This window comes from Pseudomonas sp. CFII64, from assembly GCF_000416235.1.
Classification (GTDB): Bacteria; Pseudomonadota; Gammaproteobacteria; order Pseudomonadales; family Pseudomonadaceae; genus Aquipseudomonas.
In genome coordinates, this window is record NZ_ATLO01000017.1 from 86733 (window position 1) to 102097 (window position 15365).

At 60.4% G+C, this 15365-nt stretch carries 11 protein-coding genes and 4 tRNA genes; 5 read left to right on the top strand and 10 right to left on the bottom strand.

Annotation, left to right across the window (positions count from 1 at the left end; genetic code table 11):
- Window positions 1-21: 21 nt before the first annotated feature.
- The 3 genes from CFII64_RS09650 to CFII64_RS09660 all read left to right on the top strand — a co-directional run bounded on the left by CFII64_RS09650 (window position 22) and on the right by CFII64_RS09660 (window position 3676).
- Window positions 22-1026, top strand: coding sequence for an ABC transporter substrate-binding protein (locus CFII64_RS09650; RefSeq protein WP_020290600.1), 1005 nt, complete (start codon window positions 22-24; stop codon window positions 1024-1026).
- Between the two features lie 46 nt (window positions 1027-1072).
- Window positions 1073-2425, top strand: coding sequence for an LLM class flavin-dependent oxidoreductase (locus tag CFII64_RS09655; RefSeq protein WP_020290601.1), 1353 nt, complete (start codon window positions 1073-1075; stop codon window positions 2423-2425).
- Between the two features lie 63 nt (window positions 2426-2488).
- A complete protein-coding gene (locus CFII64_RS09660) occupies window positions 2489-3676 on the top strand; it encodes an acyl-CoA dehydrogenase family protein (protein WP_020290602.1) in 1188 nt (395 codons plus the stop codon).
- Window positions 3677-3802: 126 nt separating this feature from the next.
- Here the strand turns inward: CFII64_RS09660 and CFII64_RS09665 are convergent, their stop codons facing one another.
- The 4 genes from CFII64_RS09665 to nirB form a co-directional block, all read right to left on the bottom strand.
- Entirely contained in the window at window positions 3803-6073 is a 2271-nt protein-coding gene (locus CFII64_RS09665; RefSeq protein ID WP_020290603.1) for a molybdopterin guanine dinucleotide-containing S/N-oxide reductase, read from the bottom strand.
- Window positions 6074-6110: 37 nt separating this feature from the next.
- A complete protein-coding gene (locus CFII64_RS09670) occupies window positions 6111-7031 on the bottom strand; it encodes an ABC transporter substrate-binding protein (protein ID WP_044901279.1) in 921 nt (306 codons plus the stop codon).
- Between the two features lie 406 nt (window positions 7032-7437).
- Entirely contained in the window at window positions 7438-7788 is a 351-nt protein-coding gene (nirD, locus tag CFII64_RS09675) for a nitrite reductase small subunit NirD (RefSeq protein ID WP_020290605.1), read from the bottom strand.
- Window positions 7785-10349, bottom strand: coding sequence for a nitrite reductase large subunit NirB (gene nirB, locus CFII64_RS09680; protein ID WP_020290606.1), 2565 nt, complete (start codon window positions 10347-10349; stop codon window positions 7785-7787). Before nirB ends, nirD begins: the two co-directional genes overlap by 4 nt.
- Window positions 10350-10854: 505 nt before the next feature.
- On the opposite strand from nirB, the gene yegQ reads away from it, so the two are divergent.
- Window positions 10855-12186, top strand: a complete 1332-nt coding sequence (gene yegQ / locus CFII64_RS09685; protein WP_020290607.1) for a tRNA 5-hydroxyuridine modification protein YegQ — start codon at window positions 10855-10857, stop codon at window positions 12184-12186.
- 213 nt (window positions 12187-12399) lie between these two features.
- On the opposite strand, the gene CFII64_RS09690 is transcribed toward yegQ, so the two are convergent.
- From CFII64_RS09690 to CFII64_RS09705, 4 genes are all read right to left on the bottom strand, one after another.
- Window positions 12400-12475: transfer RNA gene (locus CFII64_RS09690), tRNA-Gly, on the bottom strand.
- Window positions 12476-12477: 2 nt separating this feature from the next.
- Window positions 12478-12553 (bottom strand) — tRNA-Glu (locus CFII64_RS09695).
- A gap of 104 nt (window positions 12554-12657) precedes the next feature.
- A tRNA-Gly gene (locus CFII64_RS09700) sits at window positions 12658-12733 on the bottom strand.
- A 2-nt stretch (window positions 12734-12735) separates the two neighbouring features.
- Window positions 12736-12811, bottom strand: a tRNA-Glu gene (locus CFII64_RS09705).
- A gap of 285 nt (window positions 12812-13096) precedes the next feature.
- On the opposite strand from CFII64_RS09705, the gene CFII64_RS09710 reads away from it, so the two are divergent.
- Complete coding sequence (locus CFII64_RS09710; RefSeq protein ID WP_052026606.1) at window positions 13097-13855, top strand: hypothetical protein; 759 nt, start codon at window positions 13097-13099, stop codon at window positions 13853-13855.
- Between the two features lie 60 nt (window positions 13856-13915).
- Here CFII64_RS09710 and CFII64_RS09715 read toward each other — a convergent pair whose 3' ends face one another.
- Window positions 13916-14398, bottom strand: a complete 483-nt coding sequence (locus tag CFII64_RS09715) for a GAF domain-containing protein (RefSeq protein ID WP_020290609.1) — start codon at window positions 14396-14398, stop codon at window positions 13916-13918.
- The gene (locus tag CFII64_RS09720) at window positions 14395-15285 is read right to left on the bottom strand and encodes an ATP-binding protein (RefSeq protein WP_020290610.1); all 891 of its coding nucleotides are present in this window, start codon (window positions 15283-15285) and stop codon (window positions 14395-14397) included. The genes CFII64_RS09715 and CFII64_RS09720 overlap by 4 nt, the downstream gene beginning before the upstream one ends.
- Between the last annotated feature and the right edge of the window lie 80 nt (window positions 15286-15365).

Here is a 15365-nt window from a genome sequence, read left to right on the forward strand (position 1 = left end):
CTCTCGCCTGGAGAAACACCTATGTCCTTCGTCCGCAAACCCGCACTGCCCTCGAAAAGCCGGCACCTGAAAAGCTTGCTGCTGGGCGCGCTGCTGAGCGTGACCCTGGGACAGCAGGCTCAGGCCGCAGACCTGGAACCGTTGCTGGTCGCCAATCAGAAATCCTCGATCAAGACCCTGCTGCAAGTCTCGGGCGAGCTCAAAGACGTGCCCTACGAGATCAAGTTTTCCGAATTCCCGTCCGCCGCGCCGCTGGGTGAAGCACTGAATGCCGGAGCCGTGGACATCGGTGCCCTGGGCGACGCGCCCTACGTATTTGCCCTGGGCGCAGGCGCGCCCTTGAAAGTGGTGAGCATCACCCACGCCGAAGGACGCTTCACCACGGCGCTGTTGGTGCCCAAGGACTCGCCGATCAAGTCCGTCGCCGACCTCAAGGGCAAGCGCATCGTCACCGGGCGCGGCTCAATCGGGCACTTCCTGGCCATCAAGGCCCTGCGTGAATCGGGCCTGCAAACCAGCGACGTGACCTTCATTAATCTGCTGCCCGGCGAATCGCGCATCCTGCTGTCCAGCGGCGGCGCGGATGCCTGGGCGACGTGGGACCCGTACACCACGGTGGCCATCACCCAAAGCCAGGATCGCGTGCTGATCAGCGGCAACGAGCTGCTGACCAATCACCTGTACCTGGCGGCGACCAGCAAAGCCATCGCCGACAAGCGCCTACAGCTCGACGACTTCGTGGCACGGGTGGAACGCGCTTATCTGTGGAGCAACATCCATTCAGACGAATACGCCGCAGCCGTGGCCAAGACCACCGGTTTGCCGATCGAAGTGCATCAGGCCATCGCCCGCGCCACCAAGATGCAACGGGTGGACATCGACGACAAGATCATCAAGGGCCTGCAAACCACGGCAGATATTTATCAGGAGGAAGGCATCCTCGGCAAAAAGATCGACGTCTCAAAAGGCTTCGACAAAAGCTTCAACGCTTCGCGTGCTCAGGTTGTGAAGACGGCCGCCCAGTAACACTCAACCCATCTGTTCACTCAATTCGATTCCGGAGAGCACGCTCATGAGCAAGCAAAGACAATTGAAATTCGGCGCCATGGTGCATGGCGTCGGTCACGGCTGGGGCGAATGGCGCCACCCGAATGCACTGGCCGATGCCAGCGTCAATTTCGGCTTCTACAAGCAGCAGGCGCAATTGGCCGAAGCGGCGAAATTCGATTTCGTGTTCATCGCCGACAGCCTGCACATTCATGAAAAATCCAGTCCGCATTACCTCAACCGTTTCGAGCCGCTGACCATTCTTTCGGCGCTGGCAGCAACCACCGAGCACATCGGTCTGGTGGCCACGGTTACGGTCAGCTACACCGAACCCTTCCAGGTCGCCCGGCAGATTTCTTCCCTGGACCACATCAGTGGCGGCCGGGCCGGCTGGAACGTCGTCACCTCGTGGCTCAGCGGCACTGCCGACAACTTCAGCAAGGCAGAACACCCGCCCCACGCGGTGCGTTATCGCATTGCCAAAGAACACGTGTCGGTGGTCAAAGGCCTGTGGGATTCCTGGGAAGACGACGCCTTTGCCCGCAACAAGCAGACCGGCGAGTTCTTCACCCCCGGCAAGCTGCACGCACTCAATCACCAGGGCGAGTTCTTTTCGGTCAAGGGCCCGCTGAACATCGCCCGTTCCAAACAGGGCCAGCCGCTGATTTTCCAGGCGGGCACCTCCGAAGACGGTCGTAACTTCGCTGCCGAATATTCCGATGCGATCTTTGTCCACGCCGAGACGCTGGAAGAAAGCCAGGCTTACTATCGGGACTTGAAGAAACGCGCTGTGGGCTTTGGTCGCAACCCGCTGGACTTGTCGATATTGCCGGGCATCCGCCCTATCGTCGGTCGCGATGATGCGGAGGTGGAAAGCCGTTATCAGCAGGCCGTGGAGCTGGTGAGCATTGAAGACGCCATCGTCGCGCTAGGTCGCCCGTTCAACGACCACGACTTCAGCCAATACCCGCTGGACGCGCCCTTCCCCGAGCTGGGCGATCTGGGTTCCAACAGCCAGAAAGGCGGCTCGGACCGGATCAAGCAACTGGCCAAAGATGAAGGCTTGACCCTGCGTGAAGTCGCGCTGCATTTCTCCCGGCCGCGACGTGAATTCGTCGGCACCCCGAATCAGGTGGCTGACGCGATCCAGACCTGGTTTGAACAAGAAGCGGCCGATGGTTTCATCATCAATTCGCTATTGCCGGATGGCCTGCAATACTTCGCCAAGCTGGTGGTCCCGGTCTTGCAGGAACGAGGCTTGTTCCGCAGCGACTACAGTGGTTCGACGCTGCGCGAGCATTTCGGCCTGCAAGTGCCGGTCAATCGCAATGCGCAGCAGGACGCGTCGGTTGAGCAGCATCAGCCAGAGCTGGCCTGACATTATCGGACTGTTGGAGCGCTGCCCGCTCGCTCCAACAGATTGTAAAAAGGATAAACATCAATGACCGCATCCCCCCTTCGCCCCGTTGTCGTGCGTCCTGCCGGCATCGAGTCCGCCGAAGCGTTCGCCGCCAGACTGACGACCATCACCGCGCTGCTGGCTGAATCAGCCGAGCGCTATGACGCCAGCGGTGAATTCCCCCACGCCAATTTCCGCCTGTTGCACGAGCACGGCCTGCTGGGCCTGACCGTCCCCACCGAGCTGGGCGGCGGCGGTGCCGATCTGCTGCAAGCACAACAAACCATCAGCGCCGTGGCTCAGGGCGAGCCTTCCACCGCGCTGATTCTGGTCATGCAATACATCCAGCACGCGCGCCTGCAGGACAGCAAAAGCTGGCCTGCGCATTTACGCGTGCAAGTGGCGCAGCAAGCCGTGCAGGAAGGCGCGCTGATTAACTCGCTGCGGGTCGAACCCGACCTCGGCACGCCGGCCCGTGGCGGTCTGCCTGCCACCACGGCCCGCCGCACTGCTGAAGGCTGGCGGATCAGCGGCAGCAAGATCTACTCCACCGGCAGCCACGGCCTGACCTGGTTCAATGTCTGGGCGCGCAGCGATGACGCTGATCCGCTGGTGGGCGCCTGGCTGGTGCACAAGGACACGCCGGGGATTCGCATCGTCGAGGACTGGGATCACCTGGGCATGCGCGCGACGTGCAGCCATGAAGTGATTTTCGAAGACGTGCTGGTGCCGCTGGAACACGCCGTCAGCGTCAGCCCATGGAGCGCGCCGCAGGCGGAACTGGACCCATCGGGCATGCTGTGGATGTCGGTGCTGCTGTCGTCGGTCTACGACGGCGTGGCCCGCTCGGCACGGGAATGGTTCGTGCAATGGCTGGAACAGCGCAAGCCCTCCAATCTGGGCGCGGCGCTTTCGACCTTGCCGCGTTTTCAGGAAGTGGTCGGGCAGATCGACACTTTGCTGTTCAACAATCACAACCTGCTGCAATCCGCTGCTCAAGGCCTGACCCCGGCCGTGCATGCAGCGCAGATCAAATACCTGGTCACCACCAACGCGATTCGCGCCGTGGAACTGGCCATCGAAGCGTCCGGCAACCCCGGCCTGTCGCGCAGCAATCCCCTGCAACGCCACCTTCGCAACGTACTCTGCGCGCGCATTCACACGCCGCAGAATGACGTGACCTTGATTGGCGTGGGCAAGGCGGTGTTTGCGCAACGGGCTCAACAGTAATCGGGTAGGACCGGACTTGTCCGGGAAGCGGTGTTTCTGACGACGGATGCAGTGAATGGTGCCAACGTTCACTGCCGCAGCTTCGCCTCAATCGGGGACAAGTCCCCTCCTACCGGCACTGATCTTTCACACCATCTGCGGCGGCTCAAACGCCGTAATCGGCGGCAGCGCCTCGCTCCACTTCACAATCTCCACCGACGCCGTTTGCGCCGCGCAGCCCTGGGACAGGCTCGATGAGCCGATATCCGTGGTCACCACATTGGGGTTGCCATGTTTCTCCAGGCTGTTGGCCTGCCCGTGCACCAACGGGTCGAACCAGGCACCCGTGGCGATCTGCACCACGCCGGGCCGGATATTATCCGAGACGATCACCCCCGCAAGAAACGCCCCGCGCGCATTGAAGACCTTGACCACATCTCCGTCAGCAACGCCCCGCGCCAAAGCGTCCTCGCGGTTCAGGGTCAGCGGCTCGCGCTGCTGGATTTTCGAGGCGCGGCTGTATGAGCCATGATCGTATTGGCTGTGCAAGCGGGTCTTGGGCTGGTTGGACAGCAGATGCAAAGGAAAGGCCTGCTCTGTCTGGCCCAGCCACACCGGATGTCCGGGACAATCAACATAGCCAAATCCGGCGATGCGCTCAGAGTAAATCTCGATCTTGCCCGATGGCGTTGGCAGGGGGTTGGTTGCGGGATCATCGCGAAAGGGTTTGAGCAATACCGTATCGGTTTCGGGGTAGGCAACCTCGAACAACCCATCACGCCAGAACTGATCGTAATCAGGCAACTCCACGCCAAAATCCTGCGCCCTGCCTCGCGACTCTTCATAAATGAAACGCAGCCAGCCAGCCGCATCGCGACCTTCAGTGAAGGTGTCGGCAAAACCAAGACGCCGTGCCACTTCGGCAAAGATCGAATAATCGTCACGGGATTCGCCCACCGGCTCGATGGCCTGCTGCATGGCAATCATGAAGCGATCCGACGCCGAACTGCCAATGTCGTTGCGTTCCAGCGCCGTGGTGGCTGGCAACACGATGTCGGCGTACTTGGCCTGAGCGGTCCAGAACTGTTCATGGACGATAATGGTTTCCGGCTTTTGCCAGGCGTGCAGCAGGCGATTGAGGTCCTGGTGGTGGTGAAAAATATTACCGCCCGCCCAGTACACCAGACGAATATCCGGGTACTGGCGTTGCTGGCCGTTGTAGTCGAACGCCGCGCCGGGGTTGAGCAGCATGTCAACGACCCGGGCCACCGGAATGAAATCCTTGATGGGGTTCGCGCCTTGGGAAAATCGCGGCCCGGAAAACGCCTTGCGGCCGCTGCCGGTGTTGTTCATGCAGCCGTAACCCACCCCAAAACCAGCGCCCGGCAAACCGATCTGGCCAAGCAAGGCGGCCAAGGTCACGGTCATCCAGAACGGCTGCTCGCCATGCACCGCCCGCTGCAACGAATAGGCAATGTTGATCATGGTGCGTTTGCTGGCCATGCGCCGCGCCAGTTCAGTGATCTGCGCGGCGGGAATGTCGGTGAGCGCTTCGGCCCATTCCGCTGTTTTCGCCTGGCCATCCGTCAAACCCAGCAGATAATCGCGGAAGCGTTCATAGCCGACGGTGTAGCGCTGAACGAAAACTTCGTCATGCAAGCCTTCGCTGATCAGTACGTAGGACAACGCCATCATCAGCGCCGTGTCGCTGCCAGGGCGAACGGGCAACCATTCAATCTGTTGCGGGCCTTTCAAGTCGTCGCGCAGCGGGCTGACATTGACGAACTGCACGCCTGCTTTGGACATATCGTCCAGGGCGCTGGCGAGCAGGTGATCACTGGCGCCACCGGGGCTGGTCTGGGCGTTTTTCGCCGGCAGGCCACCAAAGGCGACGAACAGTTCGCAATGCTGGGCGAGATTCTTCCACGAGGTGTGCGCGGCCAGCAGCCAGTCCATATTGCCGACGATGTGCGGCATCAACACCCGTCCGGCACCCAGGCTGTAACTGTCGACGCTGGCGACGTAACCACCAAAGCCATTGAGGAAACGATGCAGCTGGCTTTGCGCGTGGTGGAAGCGTCCAGCGCTGCCCCAACCGTAACTGCCACCGAAAATCGCCTGATTGCCGTGGGCGGACTTGACCCGTTGCAGCTCTTTGGCCACCAGATCCAGCGCCACTTCCCAGCTGACTTCGACAAAAGGCTCCTGGCCACGCAGTTCAGGGCTGCCACCTGATCCTTCCAGGAAGCTGCGGCGCACGGCGGGACGCATGATGCGGGTCGGCGAGGTCAGCGCAGCAGCGACCGAATCACCGATCGGCGAAGGGTCGCGATCCCACTCCACAGGCAGCAATGCCTCAAGCTTGCCGTCGACGACCTGCGGGCGATACGCCCCCCAATGCAGCGAGGTAAAACTCATGGCGCAGGTCTCCTGAAAACAGTGAACGCTTAATCAATCAACGCGAGACCTGAGCCGCAGCTTCGCTCTTCAAGGCCGCATTGAACGAGTCATCGAACACATTGCCTGCCGGATAGGATTTAGTCAGCCCCGCACCGTTGAAAAAATCGATGGTCTGTTGCGCTTCGGCAATGACCTGGGCCGTGATTGGCACCACCACGATCTGCGAGCGTTCGAACCAGCGTCGGGCGACTTCGGCATCCGCCTTGGTCAAGGCCGACCAGGCATTGGCGTAGGTGTCGGTGTTTTGCGCGCTGCTCACCGACCACGCCCGGGCAGCCTGCAGGCGCTGGAGGAAATCGCTGATCTGGGCGCGCTTGTCCTTGATCGCCCGTTCGTTGGCGACGATGAAACTCTGGGCCGGAATCAGGCCTTTGGCAGTAGCGATGACCCGTGCGCCCTGACGCTCCTGTTGCGTCACGTAAGGGTCCCACGTGGCGATGGCGTCCACGGAACCGCCATCCAGAGCATGGGAAGAATCCAGGGCGCTGAGGTAGCGGTAGTCCACTGCATCACGAGGCACGCCGGCGCGATCCAGCGCGGTCAGCATCAGTTGCTGGCTGAACGAGCCTTTCCAGATCGCGACTTTCTTGCCGGCCAGATCGGCGACGGTCTTGATCGGGGAATCCTTGGCCACGACGATTGCCACGCCATCCAGGTTTTGCCGGGACACACCGATCACTTTGATCGGCGCACCCAGCGCGCCCATGAACAACGCCGGCGCATCGCCCAGCAGACCGACGTCCAGGCTGCCCACGTTCAACGCCTCGGCCACGGGCGAACCGGCGGTGAATTGTTTCCATTCCAGGCTGTAAGGCAAATCCTTGAGCACCCCGGCCGCTTCCATCACGGTGCGGGCGCTGTAGCTTTGATCGCCGACAATCAGGTCACTGGCCTGAACCGCCAGCGAGGTGGTCATGGCCAGGGCCAGAGCGAGAAAAATGCTGTTCTTGCGAAGTCTGAACGTGAGGGACAAACGGCTCTCCACAGGCTCATGCAGAGCCGGATCATAGGAATGAAGTCCGGGTCCGCGTGTACGGTAGCCGAGAATCGGCCCGGTTCCGAAGTCAGAAATGGGCCGCGCGGCAAACCATAGCAGCTGCCGCGTTATTCCCTAAATTCATTTTTATTATAGGTTTATATGCAAATAGCTACCAATCATGCCACGTTCGCGCCCCTGACTGCCTACGAACCGGTAGGAGGGGACTTGTCCCCGAATGCGATGGTCCTGACAACGAAAACTCACAAGTTAACGCTATCTGAGTGACCGTCTTTCGGGGACAAGTCCCCTCCTACATAATGTTTTATGTCTGCTGCAGTGCGCATCAATCCACCGCGATCTCGACGTTCTGCCCACTCAAGCGCACCGGCCAGACTCGCAGACGCTGTTCCGGGTATTCCAGGCAACCACCGTCGTGCAGGCGGAAATGCTGTTTGTACAGCGGCGAAGCAATCACCAGTTCGCCTTTGATGTTGCCGATCAGCCCGCGACCAATGACGTTGACCCCCGACTGCGGGTCGCAATTATCCACGGCGTAGAGGTTTTTGCCCTCGGCGTCCGGCAGGTAGAACAGCGCGACTTGCTCGCCGTCCAGCCATACCACCACGCCCGAGTTGCGCACCAGGTCTTGCTTGTCGCACACCGGGCGCCATTCGTGGGTATTTGTCTGGCTCATGAGAGTGCCTCCTCGGTGACAGGGATCAGGTTGAGTTCGCTGGCGGTCGCCGGGCGGCGTTGACCGCGCTCCTTGACGAAGTGGATATCCGGATCGCCGCGTTTATCATTGACGAAGGTGCGGAAGCGCTTGAGTTTTTCCGGGCTGTTCAGGGTGTTGGCCCACTCGCACTCGTAGCGGTCGACCACCAGTTGCATCTGCGCTTCCAGCTCGGCACCCAAGCCGAGGCTGTCGTGGATGATCACGTCCTTGAGGTAATCCAGACCGCCTTCCAGGCTTTCACGCCAGACCGAGGTGCGCTGCAACTTGTCGGCGGTGCGGATGTAGAACATCAGGAAACGGTCGATGTAGCGGATCAGGGTTTCATCGTCCAGGTCGGTGGCAAACAGTTCCGCATGACGCGGACGCATGCCGCCGTTGCCGGAGATGTACAGGTTCCAGCCCTTCTCGGTGGCGATCACCCCGACATCCTTGCTCTGCGCCTCGGCGCACTCACGGGTGCAACCGGAAACCGCAAACTTGAGTTTGTGCGGCGAACGCAGGCCTTTGTAACGATCCTCGATGGTCAGGGCCATTTTCACGCTGTCCTGAACGCCGTAACGGCACCAGGTGCTGCCGACACAGGATTTCACCGTGCGGGTGGACTTGCCGTACGCATGCCCGGTTTCAAAACCGGCGGCGATCAGCTCGGACCAGATGTCCGGCAACTCATGCAGCTGGGCGCCGAACAGGTCGATCCGCTGGCCGCCGGTGATCTTGGTGTACAGGTCGTATTTCTTGGCAACCACGCCGATGGCGATCAGCTTGTCGGCGGTGATTTCCCCCCCGGCAATACGGGGTACGACCGAATAAGTGCCGTTTTTCTGCATGTTGGCCATGAACGTATCGTTGGTGTCCTGCAGCGGCACCAGGGAAGCGTCCATGATCGGCTGGTTCCAGCAGGAGGCGAGAATCGAACCCACCGCAGGCTTGCAGATGTCACAGCCGGTATGCCCGTGGCCATGCTTGGCGAGCAGTTCTTCGAAGGTCAACACACCCTCGACCCGAACCAGCGCGTAAAGCTCCTGGCGGGTGTAGGCGAAGTGTTCGCACAGACTTTTATCGACACTGACGCCACGGGCGCTCAGCTCGTGCTCGAAGACTGTTTTCAGCAACGCCGAGCAACCGCCGCAGCCGGTGGCGGCCTTGGTCTGCGCCTTGAGTCCGCCCAGATCGGAGCAGCCGCCATCGATGGCCGAACAGATCGCGCCCTTGCTCACGTTGTGGCAGGAACAAATGGTCGCGGTTGTGGGCAGCGCTGCCGGGCCCAGGGTTGGCGCGCCTGTGGAGGAAGGCAGAATCAGGCTGGCCGGTTCTTTAGGCAGGACGATGTTGTTCTGCATGTATTGCAGCAGCGTGTCGTAATAGCTGTTGTCACCCACCAGCACGGCACCGATGACATGCTTGCCGCTGGCATCCACCACCAGGCGTCGATAGCTGGCGGTGGTCTGATCGATGAATTGATAGCTGCGCGAACCCGGCGTATGCCCGTGGGCATCGCCGATGGAGCCAACGTCCACGCCGAGCAGCTTGAGCTTGGTGGACATGTCGGCGCCCATGAACGGCTCGCCTTCGGTGCCGCACAGCAACTGGGCAACGCCACGGGCCATTTGGTAACCGGGTGCCACCAGACCGAAGATGCTGCCATTCCACGCAGCACATTCACCAATGGCGTAGATGTGCGGGTCGCTGCTCTGGCACTGGCTGTCGATAACCACGCCGCCGCGCGGGCCGACTTCCAGACCGGACTGGCGAGCCAGCGCATCCTGGGCGCGAATGCCGGCCGAGAACACGATCAGGTCGGTTTCGAGGAATTCATCGTTGCCGAAGTTCATCCGGTAGCGGTACTCCTCGCCAGCGGTGATCGACTGGGTGCCGCGCGACAAATGCACGCCGACGCCGAGCTTCTCGATCCGGTCCTTGAGGGCGATACCGCCCTGCTCGTCCAGCTGCACCGGCATCAGGCGCGGCGCGAATTCCACGACATGGGCTTCCAGACCCAGGCTTTTCAGGGCATTGGCCGCTTCCAGACCCAACAAACCGCCGCCGACCACCACGCCGCGTATCGCATTGGTGGCTGCGGCGCGGATGGCGTCCAGGTCTTCCAGGGTGCGGTAGACCAGACGCGAATCGCCGTGAGCGCCTTCAATCGGCGGCACGAACGGGTAGGAACCAGTGGCCAGGACCAGCTTGTCGTAATACACACTGCCGGTGGCCGTGATCACCTGCTGGCCGTCGCGATCGATCTCCAGCACTTGCGTGCCCAGATGCAGGGTGACGCCCGGCGTCTGGTACAGCGAGATATCGGAAAGCGCCAGCGACTCGGCATCCCGGCCGGAGAAATACTCGGACAGATGCACCCGGTCATAGGCACGCATCTGCTCTTCACCAAACACATGCAGTTGGTAGTGGTTCAGGGCGCCACCGGCGATCAACTGTTCGACACAATGATGTCCAACCATGCCGTTACCGATCACGATCAAGGTTTGCAGCGAGTCCAAAGGAGCAATATTGGAGTTCATAGATAGCACCCAGCCAAAGCCAATCACGGATAAAAAAGCAAAAAAAAACGCCTGAAACCTTGCGGTTCCAGGCGCCTTTGCCTGTTCATTTGTGGTGTCGATCCGGCCTCTGTGCCCGATTCACCCATCTTGCCCACGGCCTGCTGGCTGCTCGATCTTCGTTGACCGACGGGGCTGTCCACTCGACTGCGTATGCGGTGGACCTGATCAGTGATAAGCAGAATGTGTGCCAGCTTGCATTTTGAAACAACCGGCCCTGCTGGCAAGGGCGGGTTTAAAGTCTTCGGGCGGGATTCGGCCGGTTATCGCCCGCATGACGCGGACCTCGGCTGACACCGCGCACCCCGCTCGACTCGCCTCCGCTTGGTGCATCTCCAACGCATCCGGCTATATATAAGTGCATTTGCCGCGTGGCTGGCGCCGATGCTCAACCCGCATAGACGCAGATCAATGAAGCCTGCGGGCAAGCTGACTATGCTCGGCGGTTTTGCCACCGAGCTTTCCCATGCCTCTGCCATCTCCCGAACTGCTCGCCCCCGCCGGCACCCTGAAAAACATGCGCTATGCCTTCGCCTACGGCGCCGACGCGGTCTACGCTGGCCAGCCGCGCTACAGCTTGCGCGTACGCAATAACGAATTCGATCACGCCAATCTGGCCATCGGCATCAGCGAAGCCCAGGCTCAGGGCAAGCGTTTCTACGTGGTGGTCAACATCGCGCCGCATAACGCCAAGCTCAAGACCTTTCTCAAGGACCTGGAGCCGGTGATTGCCATGGGGCCGGACGCGCTGATCATGTCCGATCCCGGCCTGATCATGCTGGTGCGCCGCCATTTCCCGCAGATGCCGATCCACTTGTCGGTGCAGGCCAACACGGTGAATTGGGCCAGCGTCGAGTTCTGGCAGCAGCAAGGCTTGAGCCGGATCATTCTGTCCCGCGAGCTGTCGCTGGAGGAAATCGCCGAAATCCGCCAGCACGTGCCCGCCATGGAGCTTGAAGTGTTCGTCCACGGCGCGTTGTGCATGGCTTACTCCGGGCGTTGCCTGCTGTCGGGCTACATCAACAAGCGCGACGCCAATCAGGGCAGCTGCACCAATGCCTGTCGCTGGAAGTATTCGGCGGAGCAGGCCACAGAAAATCAGCTCGGCGATATCGTGCAGACCTTCCAGCCGCAGCCGACCCTGGGCGACGGCGCGCCGACCGATCAGGTGTTTCTGTTGCAGGAGTCCAATCGACCGGGTGAACTGATGCCGGCGTTCGAGGACGAGCACGGCACTTACATCATGAACTCCAAAGACCTGCGCGCCGTGCAGCATGTGGAGCGCCTGACACAAATGGGCGTGCACTCGCTGAAAATCGAAGGCCGCACCAAATCCCACTTCTATTGCGCGCGGACCACTCAGGTGTACCGCCGCGCCATCGACGACGCCGTGGCCGGTCGCGCGTTCGACCGCAGCCTGATGACGGACCTGGAATCCCTGGCCCAGCGTGGCTACACCGAAGGCTTCCTGCGGCGGCATGTGCATGACGAGTATCAGAACTACCAGAACGGCAGTTCGGTATCAGAGCGGCAGCAGTTTGTCGGCGAACTCACCGGCGAACGGCGCAACGGCCTGGCCGAAGTGAAGGTCAAGAATCGCTTCAACCTGGACGACAACCTGGAACTGATGACGCCGCGCGGCAACTTCCACTTCGACCTGGAGTACTTGCAGAACACCCAGGGCGAAGCGATCGGCGTGGCGCCTGGAGACGGGCATACGGTGTACCTGCCGATCCCGGAAGCGGTGGATTTGCGGTTTGGGTTGTTGATGCGGGATGTGAGCCTTGAGCTGGAATAACGTACGCCCGGCGTGAATATCGTCTTGATCGTCATCGCGCAATCTTGGGAGCCTGGGTACATCCCGTAGGACCGGCTTCAGCCGGGAGCAGGCAGGTACATTCGCAGCAATTGCGGCGTGCGACCTTTCGCGCTCCCGGCTAAAGCCGGTCCTACGGATCCAAAACGCGCGCACACAAAAACGCCGCTCTATTGAGCGGCGTTTTCGTAAATATGGAGCGGGAAACGAGACTCGAACTCGCGACCCCGACCTTGGCAAGGTCGTGCTCTACCAACTGAGCTATTCCCGCAATGGCGTCCCCTAGGGGACTCGAACCCCTGTTACCGCCGTGAAAGGGCGGTGTCCTAGGCCACTAGACGAAGGGGACACGCTAACTGAAACACATGGTGTGTATTCCAGTGCCCAAAGCCGCATCCGAAGATTTGGTTCTGGCTTCACTCAATCTCGCCCGAAGGCCAGACTGCTTAAAAATGGAGCGGGAAACGAGACTCGAACTCGCGACCCCGACCTTGGCAAGGTCGTGCTCTACCAACTGAGCTATTCCCGCAATGGCGTCCCCTAGGGGACTCGAACCCCTGTTACCGCCGTGAAAGGGCGGTGTCCTAGGCCACTAGACGAAGGGGACACACGTACAACATTCACTACTTATTTGCGTTTCGCTGTGTGCTTTACGCTGTAAGTGGCGCGCATTCTATGGATGGATTGATAAGTCGTCAACCCCATTCTGAAAATTTATCTAAATCAACGACTTCGCCGTTCTTTAAGGAGATGTCGCACGTGGGAACGCGCCATCCTAATGACGCCATGAATAAATAAAGTCCGACCAGTACATCTATGCGCAATAGTGCTTAGCCACTACACTCGGCCCTAATTACTTGAAGAAATAGAGGTTCGCGCGGTGACACCACTCATGATTACACTGATGGTAGTAGCTGGCATCGCACTCCTGATCGCGATTGGCTACCTGAACCATGTGGCCGAAAACGCCAAGCTGGATAAAGCACGGGCGCGAGTTGAGCTGAGTGATCGTCTGCGTCGTTGTTCTGAAATCGCAGAGACTTTTCCGGGTCAGTTGGTCTCCCCGGCCTTGAAGCTATTAATGACGCGACTGGAACTCAACGTCATGCAGCGTATGCAGGCGCTGGATAAAGGCAACGATCAGGTCAAGACCCGGATCGGCGAACTCAATGCCCTGGTTGCCCAGGGCGACGCAATCGTCGTCACCAACCCGGTAAGCCCGATCCAGACCGAAGCCAAGGCCAAGGACGTGCGCTTTCTATTAGAAGCACTGCACGGCCAGGTCACCCGCGCCGCACATGACGGTTTCCTGCAGACCAGCGAAGCCAAGCACTGGATTCGCGAGATCCGCAACATTCTGGTCATGCTGCACATTGAATTCTTCAACAATCTTGGCCAGGCGGCTCTGTCGCAGGATCAACCAGGTCAGGCACGCCTGGCGTTCGAACGCGGTGTGCAGTACTTGCGCAACCAGCCCGACCCGGTGACCTGGCAGACCGCCCTGGCGGCCATGGAAAAACAACTGGCGCGCGCCAACTCCATGGTCCTGACCAACATCGCCCCGACCGAAGACGACGACAACGCCCTGACCGAAGGCCTGAAAGCCGACGATGTCGAATCGGAATGGAAGAAAAAGGTTATCTACGACTGATTGAAGACCGACCTGTGGGACCGGCTTTAGCCGGGAGAACGCCCTCCCGCGAAACCCGAGTCAGCAGTCAGTAGCACTCAGAAAAATCCGCACCAACTCCTCGATACCTTGCTGATCCTGCTCCGAGAAACGACCGACACTCGGGCTGTCCAGATCCAGAACGCCAATCAGGCGCCCTTCCTTGATTAACGGCACCACCAATTCGCTGTTCGACGCGCTGTCGCAGGCAATGTGGCCGGGAAACTCGTGCACGTCCTGCACGCGCTGGGTTTCCCGACTCTGGGCCGCCGCGCCGCACACGCCGCGCCCGAACGGAATTCGCACACAGGCGATTTGCCCCTGAAACGGGCCCAGCACCAGCTCTTCGTCGCGGTTCAGGTAAAAGCCTGCCCAGTTCAAGTCTTCCAGCTGGCTGTAAAGAAACGCGGAAAACTGCGCAGCGTTGGCGATGAAGTCGCGCTCGTCAGCCAGCAGTGATTCCAGCTGCGCGGCCAGCAAGCGATAGCCGTCCAGGCCGCTGCCGGCGTTTTGTAGATCAATCATGGTTGCTGCTCCAGCAATTTGAGGCCCACCCAATAACGGGCGAATTGATAGGCACAACGGCCGTTACGATTGCCACGCCCGGTTGCCCAGCGGATCGCCAGCTTGTCCAGCTCCGCGTCGCGCTGCCAGGACAAGCCTGCGGCCAGTGCCAGCTGGGTGATCCAGTGCTCGACGACATTCAGGTAATGCTCCTGAGTGAACGGATAGAACGACAGCCACAGGCCGAAGCGGTCAGACAAGGCGATCTTGTCTTCCACTGCTTCGCTGGGGTGCAGTTCGCCGTCGACGTGTTTCCAGTTGGCGTTGTCGCTCTCTTTTTCCGGCACCAGATGGCGGCGGTTGGACGTGGCGTACAGCAGCACGTTGTCCGGCGCCTGCTCCAGCGAACCGTCGAGCACGCTTTTGAGCACCCGGTAATCACTTTCACCCGCCTCGAAGGACAAGTCATCGCAAAACAGCACGAAACGCTGGGGCAACTTTTGCAATTGCTCGACAACCCGAGGCAAATCCCCAAGGTGATCGCGTTCGATCTCGATCAGGCGCAGGCCGGCCTGCGCGTACTCGGCGAGCAAGGCACGGATCAACGACGATTTGCCGGTGCCGCGCGAACCCCAGAGCAGCGCATGGTTGGCGGGCAGGCCGTCGATGAACTGGCGGGTGTTGCGCCCCAGCTGCTCGCGTTGCAGGTCCACCCCGATCAGGTCCGACAGGCGCATGTCGAGGCTGACTTCCAACGGCATCAGGTAGCCACTGCGACCTTCACGAACCCAGCGCGCCGCCAGCGACCTGTTCCAGTCGACGACCTCCCGAGGTGCAGGCAACAAGGGCTCCAGGCGTGCGAGAACAGCGTCGGCGCGCTCAAGAAAAGCATTCAAACGAGAATCCACGTTATCTCCTTAGATTGTTGATAAAGCCAAGGGCTGATCGGCTATGCTTGCCCCCGCGATGGACACGAGATGTGGCAGTG

Coding starts and splice junctions, on each gene's coding strand:
- CFII64_RS09650 (WP_020290600.1), top strand. CDS start 22: ATGTCCTTCGTCCGCAAACCCGCACTGCCCTCGAAAAGCCGGCACCTG.
- CFII64_RS09655 (WP_020290601.1), top strand. CDS start 1,073: ATGAGCAAGCAAAGACAATTGAAATTCGGCGCCATGGTGCATGGCGTC.
- CFII64_RS09660 (WP_020290602.1), top strand. CDS start 2,489: ATGACCGCATCCCCCCTTCGCCCCGTTGTCGTGCGTCCTGCCGGCATC.
- CFII64_RS09665 (WP_020290603.1), bottom strand. CDS start 6,073: ATGAGTTTTACCTCGCTGCATTGGGGGGCGTATCGCCCGCAGGTCGTC.
- CFII64_RS09670 (WP_044901279.1), bottom strand. CDS start 7,031: ATGACCACCTCGCTGGCGGTTCAGGCCAGTGACCTGATTGTCGGCGAT.
- nirD (WP_020290605.1), bottom strand. CDS start 7,788: ATGAGCCAGACAAATACCCACGAATGGCGCCCGGTGTGCGACAAGCAA.
- nirB (WP_020290606.1), bottom strand. CDS start 10,349: ATGAACTCCAATATTGCTCCTTTGGACTCGCTGCAAACCTTGATCGTG.
- yegQ (WP_020290607.1), top strand. CDS start 10,855: ATGCCTCTGCCATCTCCCGAACTGCTCGCCCCCGCCGGCACCCTGAAA.
- CFII64_RS09710 (WP_052026606.1), top strand. CDS start 13,097: ATGATTACACTGATGGTAGTAGCTGGCATCGCACTCCTGATCGCGATT.
- CFII64_RS09715 (WP_020290609.1), bottom strand. CDS start 14,398: ATGATTGATCTACAAAACGCCGGCAGCGGCCTGGACGGCTATCGCTTG.